At 71.8% G+C, this 19,889-nt stretch carries 21 protein-coding genes and 1 pseudogene; 12 read left to right on the top strand and 10 right to left on the bottom strand.

All coding sequences use genetic code 11. From position 1 onward, the window contains the following. Positions 1–34: 34 nt before the first annotated feature. Both istB and GA0115234_RS33790 read left to right on the top strand, forming a co-directional pair. Positions 35–688 (top strand): annotated as a pseudogene (gene istB, locus GA0115234_RS33795) (IS21-like element helper ATPase IstB); the annotation flags it as partial. Positions 689–739: 51 nt separating this feature from the next. Further along, positions 740–1,240, top strand: coding sequence for a hypothetical protein (locus tag GA0115234_RS33790; protein ID WP_093549376.1), 501 nt, complete (start codon positions 740–742; stop codon positions 1,238–1,240). A gap of 33 nt (positions 1,241–1,273) precedes the next feature. Here GA0115234_RS33790 and GA0115234_RS33785 read toward each other — a convergent pair whose 3' ends face one another. Then, on the bottom strand, positions 1,274–1,501 hold the full coding sequence (locus tag GA0115234_RS33785; protein ID WP_093549374.1) for a hypothetical protein: 228 nt from the start codon (positions 1,499–1,501) through the stop codon (positions 1,274–1,276). A gap of 420 nt (positions 1,502–1,921) precedes the next feature. On the opposite strand from GA0115234_RS33785, the gene GA0115234_RS33780 reads away from it, so the two are divergent. Beyond that, positions 1,922–2,548, top strand: a complete 627-nt coding sequence (locus tag GA0115234_RS33780; RefSeq protein ID WP_093549372.1) for a PadR family transcriptional regulator — start codon at positions 1,922–1,924, stop codon at positions 2,546–2,548. A 66-nt stretch (positions 2,549–2,614) separates the two neighbouring features. Here the strand turns inward: GA0115234_RS33780 and GA0115234_RS33775 are convergent, their stop codons facing one another. Both GA0115234_RS33775 and GA0115234_RS33770 read right to left on the bottom strand, forming a co-directional pair. After that, a complete protein-coding gene (locus GA0115234_RS33775) occupies positions 2,615–3,046 on the bottom strand; it encodes a type II toxin-antitoxin system Rv0910 family toxin (protein ID WP_093549370.1) in 432 nt (143 codons plus the stop codon). 78 nt (positions 3,047–3,124) lie between these two features. After that, a complete protein-coding gene (locus GA0115234_RS33770; protein WP_093549368.1) occupies positions 3,125–3,346 on the bottom strand; it encodes a hypothetical protein in 222 nt (73 codons plus the stop codon). 243 nt (positions 3,347–3,589) lie between these two features. On the opposite strand from GA0115234_RS33770, the gene GA0115234_RS33765 reads away from it, so the two are divergent. Together GA0115234_RS33765 and GA0115234_RS33760 are read left to right on the top strand one after the other, a co-directional pair. Continuing rightward, the gene (locus tag GA0115234_RS33765) at positions 3,590–4,147 is read left to right on the top strand and encodes a Clp protease N-terminal domain-containing protein (RefSeq protein WP_176729349.1); all 558 of its coding nucleotides are present in this window, start codon (positions 3,590–3,592) and stop codon (positions 4,145–4,147) included. Positions 4,148–4,291: 144 nt separating this feature from the next. Further along, positions 4,292–5,335 (top strand): EamA family transporter, encoded by a 1,044-nt coding sequence (locus GA0115234_RS33760; protein ID WP_093549366.1) that lies wholly within the window; start codon positions 4,292–4,294, stop codon positions 5,333–5,335. Between the two features lie 110 nt (positions 5,336–5,445). Here the strand turns inward: GA0115234_RS33760 and GA0115234_RS33755 are convergent, their stop codons facing one another. Beyond that, positions 5,446–6,141 carry a pyridoxamine 5'-phosphate oxidase family protein gene (locus tag GA0115234_RS33755; protein WP_093549364.1) on the bottom strand — a complete coding sequence of 232 codons (696 nt, stop codon included), beginning with the start codon at positions 6,139–6,141 and terminating at the stop codon, positions 5,446–5,448. 35 nt (positions 6,142–6,176) lie between these two features. Between GA0115234_RS33755 and GA0115234_RS33750 the strand changes: the two genes are divergently transcribed. Next, positions 6,177–7,508, top strand: coding sequence for an aminotransferase class I/II-fold pyridoxal phosphate-dependent enzyme (locus GA0115234_RS33750; protein WP_093549362.1), 1,332 nt, complete (start codon positions 6,177–6,179; stop codon positions 7,506–7,508). Here GA0115234_RS33750 and GA0115234_RS33745 read toward each other — a convergent pair. Further along, positions 7,499–8,551, bottom strand: a complete 1,053-nt coding sequence (locus GA0115234_RS33745) for a DMT family transporter (RefSeq protein WP_093549432.1) — start codon at positions 8,549–8,551, stop codon at positions 7,499–7,501. The genes GA0115234_RS33750 and GA0115234_RS33745 overlap by 10 nt on opposite strands. Positions 8,552–8,625: 74 nt before the next feature. Between GA0115234_RS33745 and GA0115234_RS33740 the strand changes: the two genes are divergently transcribed. After that, positions 8,626–9,534 (top strand): LysR family transcriptional regulator, encoded by a 909-nt coding sequence (locus GA0115234_RS33740; RefSeq protein ID WP_093549360.1) that lies wholly within the window; start codon positions 8,626–8,628, stop codon positions 9,532–9,534. 12 nt (positions 9,535–9,546) lie between these two features. Here the strand turns inward: GA0115234_RS33740 and GA0115234_RS33735 are convergent, their stop codons facing one another. After that, positions 9,547–10,023: a pyridoxamine 5'-phosphate oxidase family protein gene (locus GA0115234_RS33735; protein ID WP_093549357.1), complete on the bottom strand. Its 477-nt coding sequence runs from the start codon at positions 10,021–10,023 to the stop codon at positions 9,547–9,549. Between the two features lie 133 nt (positions 10,024–10,156). Between GA0115234_RS33735 and GA0115234_RS33730 the strand changes: the two genes are divergently transcribed. Further along, the gene (locus tag GA0115234_RS33730) at positions 10,157–10,816 is read left to right on the top strand and encodes a cysteine hydrolase (RefSeq protein ID WP_256088885.1); all 660 of its coding nucleotides are present in this window, start codon (positions 10,157–10,159) and stop codon (positions 10,814–10,816) included. A 158-nt stretch (positions 10,817–10,974) separates the two neighbouring features. Here GA0115234_RS33730 and GA0115234_RS33725 read toward each other — a convergent pair whose 3' ends face one another. Further along, positions 10,975–11,427, bottom strand: a complete 453-nt coding sequence (locus tag GA0115234_RS33725) for a Rieske (2Fe-2S) protein (RefSeq protein WP_093549353.1) — start codon at positions 11,425–11,427, stop codon at positions 10,975–10,977. Positions 11,428–11,628: 201 nt separating this feature from the next. Between GA0115234_RS33725 and GA0115234_RS33720 the strand changes: the two genes are divergently transcribed. Continuing rightward, positions 11,629–12,009: a YunG family protein gene (locus tag GA0115234_RS33720; RefSeq protein ID WP_093549351.1), complete on the top strand. Its 381-nt coding sequence runs from the start codon at positions 11,629–11,631 to the stop codon at positions 12,007–12,009. 48 nt (positions 12,010–12,057) lie between these two features. Here GA0115234_RS33720 and GA0115234_RS33715 read toward each other — a convergent pair whose 3' ends face one another. After that, positions 12,058–12,765, bottom strand: coding sequence for a TetR/AcrR family transcriptional regulator (locus tag GA0115234_RS33715; RefSeq protein ID WP_093549430.1), 708 nt, complete (start codon positions 12,763–12,765; stop codon positions 12,058–12,060). A gap of 155 nt (positions 12,766–12,920) precedes the next feature. Between GA0115234_RS33715 and GA0115234_RS33710 the strand changes: the two genes are divergently transcribed. The 3 genes from GA0115234_RS33710 to GA0115234_RS33700 are packed head-to-tail and all read left to right on the top strand — an operon-like array spanning position 12,921 to position 14,481. Then, positions 12,921–13,160, top strand: coding sequence for a hypothetical protein (locus tag GA0115234_RS33710; RefSeq protein WP_093549349.1), 240 nt, complete (start codon positions 12,921–12,923; stop codon positions 13,158–13,160). 19 nt (positions 13,161–13,179) lie between these two features. Beyond that, a complete protein-coding gene (locus GA0115234_RS33705) occupies positions 13,180–13,668 on the top strand; it encodes a hypothetical protein (protein WP_093549348.1) in 489 nt (162 codons plus the stop codon). A 60-nt stretch (positions 13,669–13,728) separates the two neighbouring features. Continuing rightward, the gene (locus GA0115234_RS33700) at positions 13,729–14,481 is read left to right on the top strand and encodes a thioesterase II family protein (protein WP_093549346.1); all 753 of its coding nucleotides are present in this window, start codon (positions 13,729–13,731) and stop codon (positions 14,479–14,481) included. 74 nt (positions 14,482–14,555) lie between these two features. Here GA0115234_RS33700 and GA0115234_RS33695 read toward each other — a convergent pair whose 3' ends face one another. Beyond that, positions 14,556–16,604, bottom strand: a complete 2,049-nt coding sequence (locus tag GA0115234_RS33695; protein WP_093549344.1) for a type I polyketide synthase — start codon at positions 16,602–16,604, stop codon at positions 14,556–14,558. Continuing rightward, complete coding sequence (locus GA0115234_RS33690; protein WP_093549341.1) at positions 16,601–19,888, bottom strand: non-ribosomal peptide synthetase; 3,288 nt, start codon at positions 19,886–19,888, stop codon at positions 16,601–16,603. The genes GA0115234_RS33695 and GA0115234_RS33690 overlap by 4 nt, the downstream gene beginning before the upstream one ends. Between the last annotated feature and the right edge of the window lies 1 nt (position 19,889).

Genomic DNA, 19,889 nt, shown 5'->3' with positions numbered 1-19,889 from the left:
GGCCTGGCTTGACGACTTATGTACCTGAGGTGTCTACCGCGGCTTCCTCGCCGAGCTGCTGATGACCGAGTGCGACGACCGGGCCAGGCGCCGCTCGGAACGACGGATCAAGGCCGCGGGCTTCCCACGGGAGAAGTCCCTGCGGGCCTTCGACTTCGACGCCAACCCGAACATCGACGCCGCCACCGTCCACACCCTCGCCAGCTGTGAATGGATCAAGAAGAGCCAGCCGCTCTGCCTGATCGGAGACTCCGGAACCGGCAAGTCCCACATGCTCATCGCCCTGGGCACCGAGGCCGCGATGAAGGGCTACCGGGTCCGCTACACGCTGGCCACGAAGCTGGTGAACGAGCTGGTCGAGGCCGCCGACGAGAAGCAGCTGAACAAGACCATCGCCCGATACGGGCGCGTCGATCTCCTCTGCATCGACGAGCTCGGCTACATGGAACTCGACCGGCACGGCGCCGAGCTCCTCTTCCAGGTGCTGACCGAACGCGAGGAGAAGAACAGCGTCGCCATCGCCTCCAACGAGTCCTTCGGCGGCTGGACGAAGACCTTCACTGACCCCCGCCTCTGCGCGGCCATCGTCGACCGCCTGACCTTCAACGGCACAATCATCGAGACCGGCACCGACTCCTACCGCCTCGCCAGCACCCGGGCCCAAGCCGAACAAACCACAGCGGGCTGACCCCCTGAAACCGCTGGACTGCTGGTCAGGACACCTGTCAGGCTCCGCCTCGTGGAGATTCTCGAAGTCCTGACCAGCATGGCGAAGACGGGCCGACTGGGCCCGGTGTTCAGCGGAGCCGACTGGAGCGACGTGACCGCAGCTCTCGGCGAGCCGTGGGAGATCGGAATGATGGGTCGGAACAGAAAGTGGCCGAGGCTCTCCGCCTACGGAGACCTTGAGCTGGGTGTCTGCCGCTGCCGCAAGGTGTCTCTCATCTGCGTCCAGACCTGGCGTGACGTCGTCGAACTCCCCCCGTCAGTGGTCGAGGGGACGGGCACCTTCCCAGCAGGACTCAGCCACGGGGACGTCGTTTCCGCCTTGGACAAGGCTGGCTGTTCCTGGGATCCGTATCCGCCGCTGACCTTCGGCGACCAGTGCTCGCTCGTGGTGATCCCGACAGCAGCAAACTTCACCTTCGAGATCCCTGAGGGTCAGGGACCGGTGTTGAACGTCATGGGCCTGCCCGGCGACGGACACGACTGCAACGTGAAGCGCCGTCAAAACTCGTGAACATTCATCGCTCCAGTGATCGCTAACCGTTGTTCAAACTCGTCGACAAAAGCTGTCCCTGAAGATGAACGAAGCCACCTCGGCGGCCTCGGCGACATCGGTCGGTCCTTCCAGCTGCACCGCGTCGGCTGCGCGGCGAGTCGCGCGAACGGCATCGATGGCCGCGCCCCGCCTGATGTCATAGCGATGCTGGTCGAACGCTTCCGGCGTCAGCTGCCCCAGCTGCCAAATGGCACCTTGGGCCTCATGGGCGGCGTCCATCAGGCTCTGGTAGGCGGCCTGCCTGCGGTCTCTGCTCCACTTCTGATGCTCGGCCCGCAGTTCGCGGCGTTGAGCGCGATCGCGGCCTCATCACGTATCTGCTGTCGCTCCAGCGCCTCGTTCCTGCGCCGATCGGTCCGAGCCGTCACGAACGCCGTCAGGCCACTGCCGAGCAAGGTGCCGAGATCGCCAGGACTGTAGTGATCAAGTTGCTCGACATGATCGGACAGTTTGCCGAACCGCCACACGGCCCCGCAAGGGGCGACCGGTGACGCCCGAGCGGCTCGGGCGGCTGAGAGAACCGCTCGATCGGGTGAGGCGGGACGCGGGCAGGTGCCGTTGGGCGAGGGATTGCCAGGCGATCGGTTCCGATATATCGTTGACGCATCGCGACAGATCAACGATAGAAGGAGCGTAGTGATGCGTTCACATGGACATGAGCACGAGTTCGGACATGGGTACGGGCGCCGCGGCCCCGGTCCTCAGGGGCGTGGCGATTTCGAGGGGCGGCGGGCGGCCTTCGGGCCTTTCGGGCCGCCGTTCGGTGGCGGTCCCTTCGGGGGTGGCCCCTTCGGTGGCGGGCGTGGCCGGGGTGGCGGTAGGGGGAGGGCGCGGCGTGGTGACGTGCGCGCGTCGATCCTGGCGCTGCTGAAGGACCGGCCGATGCACGGGTACGAGATGATCCAGGAGATCGGCGAGCGCAGCGGTGGGGCCTGGCGGCCCAGCCCCGGCTCGGTCTATCCGACCCTTCAGCTGCTGGAGGACGAGGGCCTGATCGTCAGCGCGAGCGAGGGTGGCAAGAAGCTGTTCACGCTCACCGACGCCGGCCGCACCGAGGCGGAGTCGGGGGCCGAGGCGCCTTGGGAGGAAGCCGGGCGCGGTGTCGACTGGGAGAGTGCCAACGAGATCCGGCAGGCCGGTTTCGGTCTGATGGAGGCGTTCGGCCAGGTCTGGAAGACCGGCTCGGCCGATCAGCGCCAGAAGGCCCTCGCGGTCATCGGTGACGCCCGTAAGAAGCTGTATCTGATCCTTGCCGACGAGAGCTGAGCTCGTGGGTGCGGTGCCAGGGGCCTCGCGGCGAGCCGCGAGGCCCCTGGTCCTTGGCGGGGCGGGTCAGGCGGCGACGAGCCCGCCCAGTTTGCGCAGTGATTCGACGAGCGCGGCCGTCGCCGAGTCCTTGAGCTTTCCCGCCATCAGGGAGACCGCGGCGCCGGTGAACTCCCCGTCGATGCGGACCGTGGTCGCATCCCCGTCGGGAGACAGTGAATAGCGCATGGCCAGGTTGACGCCCATCGGGCCCTTGCCCTTGGTGACCAGCAGGCGCGCGGTCTCCAGTTCCGTCACCGTCCAGGTCACCTCGGCCGGGAAGCCCATGAGTTTCATGTTCTCCTCGTAGGTGGCCGCGACTTCCAGTGTCGCCGGGCCGCCCTTGGGGAAGCTGGTGTGGGTGGCGTTCCACTGGCCGTACGCGGTGAAGTCCGTCAGCTGGGCCCACACCTTCTCGGCCGGTGCTTCGATGCGCGCCTCTGCGCTGACTTCGGCCATGCGACCACCCCTTCTCGGCGGGTTACGGTGTCGCGGAACGTAGCCGTAGTGGCCGGAACATTCAATACTGATGAACAGTCAGAACTGGTGAACGGTCAGATCCATCTGGCCGGTTCCTTCCGTCCCGGCTCGCCAGATCAGGGCGTCGTCGAACCGGTCGAAGGCGCGTGGATGCGGGCCGTCGTCGTGGCAGTGGAACGCGGCCCAGAAGAGGTCGGCACGCAGGGCGTCGGCCGGTGCGTGGACCCGGTACACGTACTCCCGCCCGTCGAGGGCCGGCAGGGCGACCAGCCAGGACACGTCCGTGGTCTCCCTTCCGGCTGTGCATGGGGTATGGCCTGTGGGACGTACGGGCACGGCTTCCGGTTGCCCGGAGGGCGCGTGGCAAGGCGGCGCGCGCCCTTTTCTCCGATCGGATCCGGAAATGGCGAGATCTCATCCGCAAGGAGGAGAAACCGTTCGGGTGTGCCCAACTTGCGTGGGATGCCTAGATGAGTCCCTCCGGTGATGTATGGGCGCTCCGGAACTGATGGAGTGGGAGACGTGCACAACCGGACGCCGCGGATTCCTCAGCAGCCCGTTCCGAACCGCGCCGAGCTCGACGCCAGACTCACGGTGGAGCTGGCCGCCGTGGTGACGGGCGCCCGCAGGCGTGCGCTGCGGGACGGTGACCGGCAGATCGACACGGCGCATCTGCTGCACTCCCTCATTGAATCGGACCCCGCGGTGCGGGCGGCCTTCGAGGGCGGCCCCCAACTGGCCAGGGTGCTCGGCTATCTCGTCCAGCGCAGTATCGGGTACGGGCTCCGCTGGCAGGGTGCGGTGGAGGACTCCGGCGCCGTCCCGGTCGTCGTCCCGCACCTGGACTCGGCCGTGCGCGACTCGGGAGTGGAGGGCTGGTCGCCCTCGGCGGCTTCGGCGATGGCCGGAGCGCTGGAGCGGGCGGAGAAGCGCGGCGACGTACGGGCCGAAGGGCTCGACCTGCTCGCGGCGCTGGCCATGGACCATGAGTGCCGGGCCGTCGAAGTCCTGGTCCGGGGCGGGATCGACGCGGACCTGCTCGCCGCCCGGATCACCGATACACCCGACCGGGGTGCGTAGAAGGCGGGAAGTTGACCGCCCGGCATGCGGACGGTCGGGCTGGTCCTGGCACTGGCAGGGAGGTGGCGGGGCCCCACGGTCGACGGCGGGCGTGTCAGGGGTCACTTGAGTGACGCTCCTGACCATAGCTGTCATGATGGGCCGATGCACGCGTCTCAGGGGAGAAGCGCCGGCCTGGGACTAGCCCTGGCCTCGGCGTTCGCATTCGGCGGTTCAGGGGTGGCGGCCAAGCCGCTGATCGAAGCGGGTCTCGACCCGCTCCATGTGGTGTGGCTGCGGGTGGCGGGTGCGGCCCTGGTCATGCTGCCGGTGACCTGGCGCCACCGGGACCTGGTGCGCAGCCGGCCGGTCCTGCTGCTCGGCTTCGGGCTGCTCGCCGTCGCGGGCGTGCAGGCCTGCTATTTCGCCGCGATCTCCCGTATCCCCGTCGGTGTCGCGCTGCTCGTCGAATACCTGGCGCCCGCGCTCGTTCTCGGCTGGGTCCGGTTCGTCCAGCGCAGGCCGGTCACCCGGCGGGCCGCGGCCGGTGTGGTGCTCGCCGTCGGAGGGCTGGCGTGCGTGGTCGAGATCTGGTCGGGGCTGAGCTTCGACGCGGTCGGACTGCTGCTCGCGCTCGGTGCCGCCGGTTGCCAGGTCGGCTACTTCGTCCTGTCGGACCAGGGGAGCGCGGACAGGGCGGACGGCGTCGAACCGCCCCATCCGGTCGGTGTCATCGCCTACGGGCTGCTGATCGGCGCGGTCGTCCTCACGGTGGTCGCACAGCCCTGGGGCATGGACTGGTCGGTCCTGGGCGGCACCGCGGGTATGAATGGCACGGATGTTCCGGCCTGGCTGCTGCTCGTCTGGATCGTGTTGCTGGCGACCGTGATCGCCTATGTCACCGGGGTGATCGCGGTGCGGCTGCTCTCTCCCGCGGTGGCGGGCGTGGTCGCCTGTCTCGAAGCGGTCATCGCCACCGTGCTCGCCTGGGTGATGCTCGGCGAGCACCTGTCGGCACCCCAGCTGGTCGGCGGTGCCACGGTGCTGGTCGGCGCCTTCATTGCCCAGTCGTCGACACCTCGGACGCCCTCGGGACCCGTCGCGTTGGGGTCCGGGGCGTCGGGGGCCGTCGCGGGCGCTGCCGAACGGCCGGAAGCCGACCGCGCGCCCACCGAGGGGGAGTTGTTCGCGGACCGCGCCGCGACGTGAGGTGACATGGCGTGCCGTGATGTGTCACCTCGCGTGGCGGCCGGGCGGTCGGGCTTTTGTGTCGGCCGTCGGTCGTGGCGGTGGTGCGCCCGTCCGTTCCTCGGGGCGGGTCAGAGGGCGGTGATGTAGTCCGGCACCCCGATCGCGGGGTCGAGGTCGTCCGCGGGGAGCGGCGTCTCGTATCCGCGGGCGAGCGGGACGACACCGGACCAGTGGGGGAGCGTGAGGTCGCGGGCTTCGTCGTTGGGGCCGCCCGTGCGGATCTTGGCGGAGACCTCCCGCAGGTCCAGCCGGATCACCGCGGTCGCGGCGAGCTCCTTCTCGTCGGCGGGGCGCGAGTCGGCGGACCGGCCCGGCACCACGTGGTCGACGATGGCATCGAGGGCGGTGCGCCGCTCCTGCGGGTCGGTGACCGTGTGCGCGACGCCGTGGACCACCACGGAGCGGTAGTTGATCGAGTGGTGGAAGGCGGAGCGGGCCAGCACCAGCCCGTCGACATGGGTCACCGTCAGGCACACGGGGAGGCCGGGGTCCGTGCGGCCCGTCTCGCGCAGCGGCCGGGAGCCCGTCGAGCCGTGTACGTAGAGCCGGTCGCCCACCCGGCCGAAGAGCGTCGGCAGAACGACGGGCGCGCCGTCGCGGACGAAGCCGAGATGGCAGACGTACGCCTCGTCGAGTATCGAATGGACCACCTCCCGGTCGTATGTGGCCCTTTCGCGGGAACGGGTCGGAACAGTGCGCTCGGTGGGCTCGTATCCGGCTGCGGCGTCCGGGCCCGTGGTCTGCGGCGATGTGGTGTCCGGCATTGTGTACTCCATTGCACTAGTGCATACTCTTGTTTGTGCTAGGAGAATATCGGATTGTGGGGCGGCGCGCATCGGAAATTGCCGCCAGTGTGGAGAACGGGGTCGGGTCCGGTGAGCTCGAACCCGGGCAAGTGTTGCCTCCGATGAGGGAGTTGGCCGATCGGCTGGGGGTGAATCCGAATACGGTGGCGGCCGCCTACCGCACGCTCCGCGAGCGCGGGGTGATCGAGACGGCCGGGCGCCGGGGCAGCAGGGTGCGGCCGCGCCCCGCGAGCACGGCGCGCGGATCGCTCGGGGTCGAGGCGCCGGAGGGCGTACGGGATCTGGGGGCGGGCAACCCTGATCCTGGCCTGCTGCCCGCGTTGGGGGACGTCTTCGCGGCGGTCGCGGAGGAGTACGCCCGGAAGCCCGGAATGTACGGGCAGGCCCCGGTGGACCCGGAGTTCGCCGCGCTCGCCCGCGCCGCGATGGACGCCGACGGAGTGCCGGCCGGGCCCGTCGTCGCGACCTCCGGATCGCTGGACGCGATCGAGCGCGTGCTGGTCGCGCACCTCAGACCCGGTGACGCGGTGGCGATCGAGGATCCGGGCTGGGGCAGCCTGCTGGATCTCGTACCGGCGCTGGGGCTGCGCCCCGTGCCCGTCGCGGTCGACGACGAGGGGCCGCTGCCCGATGCCGTCGAGCACGCGCTGCACGCCGGTGCCCGCGCGCTCGTGGTCACCGACCGCGCGCAGAATCCGACCGGAGCGGCGATCGGCGCGGGCCGGGCCTTCGAGCTGAGAGCGGTCCTCGCCGGGCACCGCGGTGTCCTGCTGATCGATGACGACCACGGGCACGGCATCGTCGATCTGCCGCTCCATCCCCTGGCGGGTGCCACGGACCGTTGGGCCTTCGTGCGGTCGGTGGCCAAGGCGTACGGGCCGGACCTCCGGGTCGCCGTGCTGACCGGTGATCCGGTCACGGTGGACCGGGTGGCGGGGCGGCAGCGCCTGGGCCCCGGCTGGGTCAGCAGACTGCTGCAACGGGCCGTGGTGCACCTGTGGAGCTCGGGCGCCGTCGACCCGGGCGAAGTCGCGCGGGCGTACGCGAAGCGGCGGGACGGCCTGGTGCGGGCGCTGGCGGAGCGGGGCGTGGTGGCCCACGGGCGCAGCGGGATGAATGTGTGGGTGCCGGTGAGCGACGAGACCGGTGCCGTGACGAGGCTGCTGCACTCCGGCTGGGCCGTGGCGCCCGGGGCGCGGTTCCGGATGACCGCGCCCCAGGGGATCCGGCTGACCGTCTCGTCGCTCGCCGAGGCCGATATCGGGCCACTGGCGGATGCGGTCGCGGCGGCGGCGGGTCCGGTGAGGCCGCTGAACTACGGATGATCCGTGGCTCCAGCTCCAGCTCCAGCCCCGGCCCCAGTCCCGGTCCTGGCCCCAGTCCTGGCCCCGGCCCCGGTCCGGACGCCGGAGGCCCGGCCGCTTCGGGTCCTGGTCTGGGTGAGGGCGGCGCCGGCCAGGACCACGAGGGCTCCGACCGGGGTGTTCCAGCTCAACCGCTCGCCGAGCACGACCACTCCCGCGGCGGTGGCGATGACCGGGATCAAGTAGGTGACCATCTGCGCGGTCGTCGGCCCGACCTCCTCCACCAGGCCGTACTGCATCAGAACCGCAAGGCCGGTGCCGAGCGCCCCGAGGGCCACCACGGCCAGGGTCGGGAGCAGCGGGAAGCCAGCCGGCGCCGAGGTGAACAGCGGGGTCACCAGGGCGAGCTGCACCGTGCCCAGGAAGAGCTGTCCACCGGTGAGCGCCAGCGTCGACGAGCCGTTGCCCGCCAGTGTCCTGCGGACGTAGATCCAGCCGATCGGATAGCTGAGGGAGGCGAGCAGAGCCATGGCCGTGCCGCCGAAGTCCAGCCCGGAGAAGCCCTGCCAGGCGCCGAGCACGGTCAGAACGCCGAGAAAGCCGAGCCCGAGTCCTGCGACACGGCGACGGGTCGGCCGGTCCTCGGAGAGCGCGACGAGTGACAGCGCCATGCCCCACAGGGGCGAGGCCGCATTGCAGACGCCGGCCAGTGTCGAGGGAATGGTCAGCTCGGCATGGGCGAAGAGCGAGAACGGAAGCGCGTTCAGGAAGAACGCCGCGACGGCCAGATGCCCCCAGGTCCGGGCGCCGCGGGGCAGTCGCTCACGCCGGACCGCCATCGCGACGGCCAGCACCGCCGTACCGGACAGCAGACGGCCGAGGGTGACCTGGAACGGGGCGTACCCCTCGGTGCCGACCTTGATCAGAAGAAAGCTGAAGCCCCAGATGAGGGAGAGCACACCGAACCGGATCCGCCAGTCCAGCGCCGGGCGAGCGGCGGGCGTCGGAGCCGGGGCGGAGGGGTTGGCGGGAGGGGCGGTCTGCGGGGTGGTGGCGGTGCTCATGGGCTCCACGATGGCCAGGGCAACCACGTAGAACAAGCGAGATTTTCTGCTCCGGTCTGCGTAGCATTGCTTACATGTTGAATCTGGAGCGCCTGCGCACCCTGGACGCACTGGCCCGGCACGGTTCCGTGAGCGGCGCCGCCGAGGGGCTGCATGTGACCACATCGGCTGTCTCCCAGCAGATGGCGAAGCTGGAGCGCGAGGTGGGGCAACAACTCCTGGCCAAGAACGGGCGCGGCGTCCGGCTCACCGACGCCGGCCGACTGCTCGCCGACCACGCCGCCCGGATCCTGTCCCAGGTCGAGCTGGCCCAGTCCGACATCGAGGCACAGCGCGGCGAGGTGGTGGGCGAGATCCTGCTCTCCGCCTTCCCGACCGCGGCGCGCGGGCTCTTCCCCGCGGTACTCCAAGCGCTGCGAAGGGACCACCCCGAACTGCGCTTCCGCACCCGGGAGCTGGAGCCCGAGGACGGAATCCGCGCGGTGATCAGGGGCGACATCGACCTCGCGGTCGTGCTGGACTGGAGCAACAAGCGGCTGCCCGTGCCCAGTGGCCTGGCCAAGGCCGAACTCCTGGACGACGCACCCGACATCGCGATGCCGACCGGTCACCGGCTCGCCGACCGGCCCGAAGTGGACCTGGAGGACTTCGCCGACGACGACTGGGTGTCCTGGCCCGAGGGTGAGTTCTGCTACGACTGGCTGATGTTCACCCTCCGCTCCAAGGGCATCGAACCGCGCATCGCGCACCTGGCGGGCGAGCATCACACCCAACTCGCCCTGATCGCCGCCGGAATGGGCGTCTGCGTGGCACCGAGGCTCGGCCGGGGACCGGTACCGGACGGGGTGCGGCTCGTGCCCGTACGGCAGAAGATGTGGCGCCACGTCCACGCCGTGTGGCGTACCGATGCCGACCGGCGGCCGTCGATCAGGGCGGCGGTGACGGCCCTGCGCACGGCCGGCCGGGAGTTGGCCGAGCCGTAGGGCCGTACGCGGTCAGGCGGTGGTCGGCCCCGCGAGCTTGCGGAAGTCCCAGGAGGCGACGGCCTGTGGCGTCAGCCGCAGCCAGGCATGGCGGCCGTCGTGCGGCATGGTGTCCATCCCGAAGTACTTTGCCGCGAACAGCCGCTCCGGAACGTCGAGTCCGGGGCACGGCTCGCCGGTACGGGGCGCCTCGCCGACCGGGACGGCCTCGCCGGACAGTTCGACGCCGCGCAGTTCCCCGTACTCCACCCCGTCGTCCACGACCACCGCGATCCTCGGATCGCGGCGCAGCTGGGACCAGCGCAGGCTGCGGGTGATCGAGTACAGCCAGAGCGAGTCTCCGTCCCAGGTGAACCAGAGCGCGCCGATGTGCGGACGGCCGTCCTCGGCCACGGTGGCCACACGGCAGGTGCGCTGCTCGGTGAGATAGGTGTCCCGTTCGGCGTCCGTCATCATGATCCGACGGCCCCGTCGCTGAGTGGCGGCCATGGGCGTCTCCTCCCGTTGACTGACTATGTGTCAGAGATCATGGGGCCTCTTCCCTCATCACGCAATGGCGGCTACCCTCGCGCGCCCGGTCCGCCGCAGGAACGCGCCCGGTCCGCCGCAGAGAGGGGCAGCCGTGCCACCGAAGAATCAGCTCGCCGGGCAGCTCGACCCGGCCACCACCGTGCTTCTGACGGTCGAATGCCAGCAGGGGGTCGTGGGCCCGGGGAGTGCGCTGCCCGAACTGGCCGAGGAGGCCCGTTCGTCCGGCGCGCTGCACCGTGTCGCCCGGCTGGTCGCGGCCGCCCACGCGGCCGGGGTCCAGGTGCTGCACGCGGTGGCCGAACGCCGTCCCGACGGGCGGGGCGCCAACAGCAACGCCCGGCTCTTCCGCGCCGCCGGCCGGCTGCCGGTGCAACAGCACTGCGGCACCACCGCGGTACGGATCGCCGAGCCGATCGAAGTGGCCGCCGAGGACCTCGTCGTGCGCAGACTCCACGGCCTCTCGCCCCTCGCGGGTACGGATGTGGACGCGCTGCTGCGCAACCTCGGCTGCCGGACGCTCGTCGTCACCGGGGTCTCCGCCAATGTGGCCATCCCCAACGCCGTGTTCGACGCGGTGAACCTCGGCTACACGGCCGTGGTGCCGTCCGACGCCATCGCGGGCGTACCGGCCGACTACACCCCCCTGATGATCCGTAACACGCTCGCCCTCGTCGCCACGGTCACGGACACGGACGGGGTGCTGGGCTGCTGGCTGAGCCGGACGTCCCGCAGGGCTGCTCCTGACGACTGACCCGGGGGAGCTCTCGCGGAGAAGGTTCGTGCGGGGGACGGAGAAGGCGGCGGGCGCCCGACCTCACGAAGGCAGGGGCTTGCCCCGACGACCCGACGGGCGGGAGCGACCTCCGCCCCGCGAGCGGCGGTGGTCGGCCCCGCCCGGTGGAGCGGCGGTCAGGGTGTGAGTGTGATCGAGCCGCCCGATACCGAGATCTTCCTGGTGGGCAGTGGTTTGGTGGCGGGGCCGTGAGCCACGGCCCCGGTCGCCGCGTCGAACTTGCTGCCGTGGCAGGGGCAGTCGATGGTGCCGTCCGAGACGCTCGCCACCGTGCAGCCATGGTGGGTGCACGTCGACGAGAACGCCTTGAACTCGCCCGCCTTCGGCTGCGTCACCACGACACCCCGATCGGGGAAGACCTTGCCGCCGCCCTCCGGGATGTCGGCGGTCCTCGTCAGCGTGGTGCCGCTGCCGCTCGTTCCGCTGTTGGACGGTTTGACCTCACTCGAACCGCCCGACTCCTTCTGCTTGCCACAGGCGGCGAGTACGGCGGCCACCGAGGCGGCTCCGGCCGCGACGACGACGGCCCGGCGCCCGGGACGGCCCCCGTGGTTCCGCGATGTGCTCATACTGGATCTTCCTTCCGCAGTGTTCACGACTTCGGCCCTCGCCCGGGGATACGCACGGTGGGATCCCGGTGTCCGGTGCCCGGGGGGCCTCCTGGGGAAGTCCCGAGGCCGGTGGACGACGGCACCCCCTGTCATCGGCAGGTCCGTGGGCCGGCATGAGCGGCCGACGGATTGTCAGAGGCGTCTGCGAGGCTGAGCGGCATGACACTGAACAGCTTCGACGACATCGAGCGGGCCATCCGCCGCAGCTGGGGTGCGGACACCACGACCCCGGCCCACCGCCCGGACTGGACCCCGGACAATCCGGCGCGCGACCAGTGCGGGGTCACCGCGCTCGTGGTGCATGACCTGCTGGGCGGCGAGCTGATCCGCGGCGAGGTGCATGTCGACGGCGAGCAGGTGGACTACCACTGGTGGAACCGACTGGGCCTGGGGATAGAAGTCGATCTCACCCGTGAGCAGTTCGGCCCGGAAGAGATCGTCGTCGGCGGGGATGTGATCGAACGGCCGGCGGAGATCGCGCGGCTCCGTGAGGAGTACGAGCTGCTCCGCGACAGAGTCGCGGCGGCCCTGCGTCCGTAGGCGTCACCCGCATGCCGGGGTGACCTCTGCTGCGGGGAGCCGTGGGGCTCAGGTGCCGGAACCGGCGGGGGAGGTGTCGGTTCCGGACGCGGCCTCCGCGTCGGTGCGGTCCGCGTCGAGCGCGGCGCCGTGCCTGCTGAGCGTGCCGCCCTCCAGGCCGAGTTCGCGTTCGGCCGTGCTGACCGCCATACGCGTGACGACCTCGGGACGGGCTCCGGTCTCGGTGTTGGCGTGCGCGCCGAGGCCGTCGATGACGACCAGGATCTGAATCGTCGTCGCATATGGGTCGGCGGTGCGGAACTCGCCGCGGTCGACGCCCTCGCGGACCAGGTCCTCCAGGCGGCCCCGCCACAGGGCTTCCTGGTGGCTGACCCTGTCACGGAGGACGGGGCGGTAACGGCTCAGATGCCGGGCGTTGATCCACAGCCGGCTGATGTCGTCGTACGCGGCGCCCGTCGCCAGCACGAAGAAGCGCGCGAGGCGGTCCGTGGGCGTGCCCGCCGCCCGGTCCGCCGGCAGCAGGGCGTTCAGTTCGGCACCCGCCGCGGTGCCGAAGGCCTCGGCCACCAGATCCTCGACCGCGGGGAAGTAGTGGCTGATGAGCCCGGGGCGTACATCGAGCTGCTCGGCGACCCGGCGCAGGGTGATGCACTCCAGCCCCTCGGTCAGGGCGATGGCCGCCGCCGCGTCGACGATCTCCGCACGTCGGTCCGACGGCGACTTCCTGATCCGCTTGCGCTGGGTGCCTGACGACATGTCGGCCATGCTATTGGTCGCCCGCCCAATAGGCAATGGCCGGGCCGATTCCCCGGAACCGCCCGCGAAGCCGCCGCCCGAACTGCCGATCGCGGCGGTGCACCGACCCTACCGTCGATTCCCGTAAGCACTGACTGATGCCATGGAGGACACGGATGAACAACAGCATGCGTACCGCGGCCGCCGCCGCAGCTCTCGTCGCCGGTCTCGTCACGGTCGGCGGCACCACCAGCGCCGCAGCCGCCGAGCGTCCGGAACGGATCTCCACCCAGGAGCAGCTCGCCAGGAGCATCGCGCAGGCGGTCGCCACCGAGCAGCAGAAGGGTGCCGTCACGGACGGAGTCATCGGCGGCATAGTGGCCAACTCGACCGCGATCACCCCGCGTTCCTGCTGACGAAGAGGAGGTGAGCACCGTGGACAGCACTGCGGACCGTGCCCGGGACGGGCGGGAAAGCCCCCTCAGATGGTGCCCGAGCGGAGATGCCGACCGCCCGGAGACCGTTGTCCTCGGCGTACGGTCCGGGGAACGCGATCAGGTCGTCTACCTGGCCGAACCTGTACCCGCCGCCGATGTTCTCGGTAGCATTCCGGAGGGGATCGCCCCCAACCGGGTGCTCCGGTTCGCCTCGCACTGCGTGTCGGACTGTGCGAACCGGGTCGGCGAGGCCTGCGGGCTGATCGAACGGATCACGACCGTACCGGCCGAACCGGGACCGGCCGCCGTACCACGGTGCCACCTCCGCCCGCACTGCAAGTGGTGGAACCAGGTCGGTGTCGAGGCCTGCCATCGCTGCCCCGCCCTGACCACCCTGGAACCCCGCGACAACGAACTCGCCGTTCTCGTCGCGGACCCGGCGACCACCCGTGAAGAGCTGGAGAGCTGGATCGCTGCCGAACAGTGAGCGTGGAACGTTCACGGCGTCGGTCGCGGACCGGACCGAGAACATGAGAGAAGGGATGTCGTGGACAACTGGATACGGTGCTTCCGTCCGGCCCCCGACGCCGGAGCGCAGCTGGTCTGCTTCCCGCACGCGGGTGGCTCGGCCAGTGGCTACCACTCGCTGACGACCGAGGTCGCGGGGACGGCAGAGGCACTGGTCGTGCAGTACCCGGGGCGGCACGACCGCATCGCCGAGCCGTTCGCCGAACGGCTCGGCGATGTCGTGGACGCGGTGCTGCCCTCGATCCCCGCGAACGGGCGCCGCCCGCTCATTCTGTTCGGCCACAGCATGGGCGCGCTCCTGGCGTTCGAGACCGCGCGGCGGCTCGCGGCCGAGGGGCGGGAGCCCGCGGCCCTGATCGTCTCGGGCAGCGAAGGCCCGTCGCTGCCGCGGCCCGAGCGGTTTCCCCAGCCGCCCAGCGACGAGGACCTCGTCCGGGAGATGCGGCTGCTGTCCGGTACGGACAACGAGCTGCTGACCCACCCGGAGATCCTCCAGCTCGCGTTGCCACCGCTGCGCGCCGACTACGCCATGCTGGGCGCCCGCGTCCACGTACCCGGGCCGCCGCTGCGCTGCCCGGTCGTCGCGCTGACCGGTGACAACGACCCCCGGGTCTCCATCGAGGGCGTCCAGGCGTGGGAGCGCGAGACCGAAGGCCCCTTCGAGCGGCATGTACTGACCGGCGGTCACTTCTTCCTGGGTGACCATCTGACGTACGTGGCGGATCTCGTCGCCGCACAGGTGTCCGGCCGGTCGGCCCGTACTGTCGCCTGACACCCCGCACCGCACAGGGCTTGGGCCCCGACCCCCTTCCGGGTCGGGGCCCAAGCCCTGTGCGGTATTCCGGCTCACTCCGACTCGAACTCCGCGAGCAGGGCGTCGAGGGACTCGTCGCCCTCGCCGGTCGCGACGATCCGGCGGGCCATCTCGTGCAGTGTCAGCTGCTCCAGGAACAGCGTGATCGGGACGTCCAGGTCGAAGTCGTCCCGGAGGCAGCCGACCAGGTGGACGGCGGTCAGGGAGTCCCCGCCGGCCGCGAAGTACGTCATCTCCGGGTCCTCGGTGTCCGCCAGCCCCAGGGCCTCGGCGAGCAGCGCGCGGACGCCCTGCTCCAGGTCGGCGGGGCCACCGCCCTCGGCCGGCTCCGCCCCGCCGGGCGCGACCGGTGCGAGCGGGACCAGGCGGTACGCGCCGTGGCTCTCGCCGGCGAAGGGGTAGGACGGCAGCGCGACCCGACGGCCGCCGCCCTCCCGCACCACCGACTCGCCCGCCAGCCAGGCCTCGCCGAGCGGGTCGGGTCCGCCCAGGCCGGGCGCGCCGCCCGAGGCCAGCTCGGCGAGCAGCTCCGCGGCCCCCGCCAGGTCCCCGGCCCGCACATAGCCGCGCACGGCCATCGGGGCACGGCCCAGGGACAGCGTGTACGCGGTGTCCGCGAGGGAGGGGGCGCCCGGCGCACGCAGCGCCGCGGCCAGCCGGCCGGCCAGCGCGCGGAGGTCCTCCTCGGTACGGGCGGACAGCAGCAGGACCTCCGGTGCGCCCTGGGCGTCCGGCTCCCCGGCAGCGGCGCGCGGCGGCGCCTCCTCCAGCACCACATGCACATTGGTGCCGCCGATGCCGATCGAGCTCACCCCGGAACGCCGGGGACCGAAATCGGGCTCCGGCCAGTCGGTCGCCCCCTCCACCAGGTGGAACGGCGAGTCTTCGAAGCCCAGTTCGGGGTGTGGCCGGCCGGCGTCGGCGTTCGGCACCAGCGTCGCGTGCTCCAGCATGAGCACCGACTTGATCAGCGCGGCCACGCCCGCCGCCGCGTCCAGGTGGCCGATGTTCGACTTCACCGAGCCGATCCCGATCCGCCCGGTGCCGAGAGCGCCCTTGAACGCCGCGCTCGCCGCGGCCGCCTCGATCCGGTCACCGAGCGCGGTGGCCGTGCCGTGCGCCTCCAGATACTGGGCGTCGGCCGGGTCGAGACCTGCCGCCGCCCAGGCCTCCACGATCGCGGCGGTCTGCTGGTCGACGCCGGGCGCGGTGAACCCGACCTTGGTGGCGCCGTCGTTGGTGACGGCGCTGCCCCGGATGACCGCCCGGATCGGGTCGTTGTCGGCGAGCGCGTCGGACAGCCGGCGCAGCACGACCACGCCCACCCCGTTGCCGGGCACGGTGCCGCCGGCCCGCTCGTCGAACGGGCGGCAGCGGCCGTCCGGCGAGTAGATGCCGCCCTGTTGATGGACGTAGCCCCGCTTGTGCACCGCGTCCACGGCGACGCCCCCGGCCAGCGCCGTGTCGCACTCGCCGAGCAGCAGCGACTGCACCGCGAGGTGCACCGCCGTCAGCGAGGTGGAGCAGGCCGTCTGCACCGTCAGGCTCGGGCCCTCCAGCCCCAGACGGTAGGAGACCCACGGGGCCAGGAACTCGCGGTCGGTGAGGATGCGCACCTGCAGCGCCCCGAGGGACGCGGCGAGCCGCGGGTCGGTCTGCGCGGCCAGCATGTGCTCGGTGGGCCCACCGCCGACGTACACGCCGGTACGGGCCGTTCCGCCGAGCGGGCTGCGGCCCGCGTCCTCCAGTGCGGACCAGGCCGTCTGGAGCAGCAGCCGGTGCTGGGGGTCGAGCGCCGCCGCCTCGGTGCGGTTGAAGCCGAACAGCTCCGCGTCGAAGCGGTCCGCGTCCGCGAGACGGCCCTTGGCCGGTATGTAGTCGCGGCCGCGCACCTCCTGCGGATCGGCGCCGTCGGAGATCAGTTCCTCCTCGGTGAAATCGGTCACCGAGCAGAGCCCACCGAGCAGATTCGCCCAGTAGGTGTCCAGGTCGGGGGCGCCGGGGAAACGGCCGCTCATTCCGACGACCGCGATCGCGGAGTCGGCTGCGAGGGGCTCGGCGGCGCTTGCGTTCTCGGTCATCGTATGGAGCCTTTCCGGTAGCTGAGTCGTCGGGCTGCGGCGGTGCGTCGGGCGTGCCGGTCACCGCCGCGAGCGGCGGCCGTGTCGGCGGAAGCGGGGGCCCCGGCGCCGGCGCCGGCGGCCGCCCGGTCGAGGAAGGCGGCGAGGGAGCTGACGGTGGGGTGGCGGAACAGGTCGACCAGGCTGAGTTCGCCGTACGTACCCAGCTCGCGCAGGGCGGACAGGACGCTCAGCAGCCGGATCGAATTGCCGCCCAGATCGAAGAAGTGGTCGGTGACGGCGACGAGTTCGAGATGGAGCACGCGGGCCCACAGGCCGGCCACCAGCTGCTCGGTCGCGGTGCCCGCGACGGTGGTCGAGCCGTCCGGCCGGCACCGCACGGTGGCGGGTTCCGGGAGCCGGGCCCGGTCGATCTTGCCGTTGCTGCTGAGCGGCATCTCGTCCAGGCGTACGAACACCTCGGGCACCATGGACCCGGGCAGCCGCCGGGCGAGATGGGCGCGCAGCTCCGCGTCCGGCGGAGCCGCCCCGTCCCGGCCCACGACATACGCCACCAGCCGCTGCGCGGTGCCGGTGCCGCGGACGGTGGCCGCCGCCAGGGCGACGCCCGGCGCACCCGCCAGCAGGGTCTCGATCTCGCCGAGTTCGACGCGTACACCGCGCAGCTTGACCTGGAGGTCGGAGCGCCCGAGATAGTGGATGAGACCGTGCGCGTCGATCCGGCCGAGGTCGCCCGTGCGGTACATCCGGGTGCCCGGTGCGCCGTGCGGGTCGGCGACGAACCGTTCGGCGGTCAGGCCGGGCCGCCCGATGTACCCCCGTCCCAGCGAGGCACCGGCCACGTAGATCTCACCGGCGACCCCCGCGGGGACCGGCCGGAGCCGCTCGTCGAGGACGTACACCCGGGCCCCGGGCACGGCGCCGCCGAGTACCACGGGCTCACCGGGGGTGAGCTCCCCGGTGGTCGCGTAGACGGTCACCTCACTGGGGCCGTACGCGTTCACGATCCGCCGGCCGGGCGCGGCGAGCCGCTCGACCAGTTCGGCGGGGCACGCCTCGCCGCCGACCGCGACGGTCCGCAGCTCGGGCAGCTGCCCCTTCAGGTCGGGCAGCAGCATCGCGGCGGACGGCGGCAGGAAGACATAGGTGATGTGGGAGTCCCGCAGCCGTTCCAGCAGCGCCTCGCCGATCCGCTCGTCCTCACCCGGGACATGCAGTTCCGCTCCGGCCACCCAGGGGAAGAAGAGGTCGGACACGGCGACGTCGAAGCCGAACGACACGAATTGCAGCACCCGGTCGTCGGCGTCGACCGGGAAGGAGTGCCGGACCGCCCGGGTGAGGTTGAGCAGTGCCCGGTGCTCGATGGCGACGCCCTTGGGGACACCGGTGGAGCCCGAGGTGAACAGGACGTAGGCGAGGTCCCCGGGGCCCGGCGCGGCACCGGGCGCGACGGGGCCCGGTGCGACGGGGTCCGTGACGGCCGGGCGGTCGACCCGGATGCACGGCACCTCCAGACCGTCCCCCTTCAAAGCGGTCTCCCGGGAGGTCAGCAGGAGCCCGGTGCCCGAACCCTCCACCATGTGGCGGAGCCTGGCCTCCGGGTGGGCCTGGTCCAGCGGTACGTACGCGCCGCCCGCCCGCAGGACGGCGAGGGCGGCGATGCCCTGGTCGGCCGAGCGGGGCAGCAGCAGACCGACCCGGAAGCCCGGCCGGACCCCGGCGGCGCGCAGCCGGGCGGCCAGCGCGTCGGCGCGGGAGAGCAGTTCGGCATAGCTCAGCCGGAGGCCGCCGCAGACCAGGGCCGTGGCATCGGGGCGCTCGGCCGCCCGGTCGGCGATCAGATCGGGCACCAGGCGGTCCAACGGCGCGGCCTCCGCGAGGCGGTCGGCGCCGGCGAGGGTCCGGCGGCGCTCCTCGGCGCCGACCAGCTCCACCTGGGAGAGCGGCGCCGACGGGTCCGCGAGGAGCCCGGCCAGCAGGGTACGGAAGTTCTCCGTCCAGCGGCGGACCGTCGCCGCGTCGAACAGGTCGCTGCGGTAGATGAACTGCGCGGCCAGTCCGGCGCCCCACCGCTCCATGAACAGGTGGAAGTCGAACTTCGCGGTGTCCAGGGTCAGCGGGAGCCGTTCGGCCGTCGCGCCGGCCGGCCGCAGTTCCGGGGCGGCCTCGTCCTCGTAGCTGAGTGCCACCTGCACCACCGGGTCGTGGCTGGTCTCGCGGACCGGGGCGAGGGTGTCCACGACCGCCTCGAACGGCGCGTCCTGGTAGGGGTGCGCCGCCAGCATCGAGGCCCGGACACGGCGGGTGAGCTCGTCGAGCGAGGGGTCGCCCGACAGGTCCACGCGCATCGCCAGGGTGTTGGTCAGCATCCCGACCATCTGCTGGAGTTCGGGCCGCTCGCGCCCCGACGCCGGGTAGCCGATGACCAGGTCCTCGCCGCCCGAGAGCCGGGAGAGGAACGCGGCGTACGCCGCGAACATCGTCATGAACGGGGTGGCGCCCGAGGCCGCGGCCACTTCGGCCAGGCGCTCCCTGACCTCGGCGCCGAACACGAAGCGCTCGGTGCCCCCCGCGGCCGTGCGGACCGCCGGGCGCGGACGGTCGAGCGGCAGTTCCATGGTGGCGGGGGCGCCGCGCAGCCGCTCGACCCAGTGCCGCACGGACGCCTCGAACGCGCCGTCCGCGGCGCGCTCGCGCTGCCAGGCCGCGTAGTCGGGGAACTGGAGCGGGAGTTCGGCCGGCCGGTGGGGCAGGCCCCGGACCGTGTCCCGGTACCCCTCGGACAGCTCCTCCAGCATGAGGCCGAGCGACCAGCCGTCGCAGACCAGGTGGTGGGCGACGAGGAGCACCCGGTGGCTGCCGTCGTCGACCGCGTACACGGTGCAGCGCAGCAGCGGCCCCGCCGAGGTGTCGAACGGGCGGGCGGCCTCGGCGAGCAGCAGGGCGTCCGCACCGTCGGCGGGCACGTCCCGGTGGACGGTGAGCGGCACCCGCCCGACGGCCGAGACCCGCTGCGCCGGGGTGCCGTCCTCCGCGGTCCGGAAGACGGTCCGCAGCGCCTCGTGGCGGTCGACGAGCGCGTCCAGCGCGCGGCCGAACGCGGCGGTGTCGAAGGGCCCGTGCACCGCGAAGGCGACCGGGACGTTGTACTGGGGGGAACCGGGGTTCAGCTGGTCGAGGACGAGCAGGCGGCTCTGGGCGTCGGAGGCGGGGAACTCGTACTCCTCGCCCCCACCGCCCTCCGCGGCGTAGAGGTCGATGAGATCGACGGCGTCGACGGTCATG

It is taken from the genome of Streptomyces sp. DvalAA-43, from assembly GCF_900091725.1.
GTDB lineage: Bacteria > Actinomycetota > Actinomycetes > Streptomycetales > Streptomycetaceae > Streptomyces > Streptomyces pulveraceus.
Note: the sequence above shows the minus strand (reverse complement) of the source record. Positions and strands in the feature narration are given on the sequence as shown.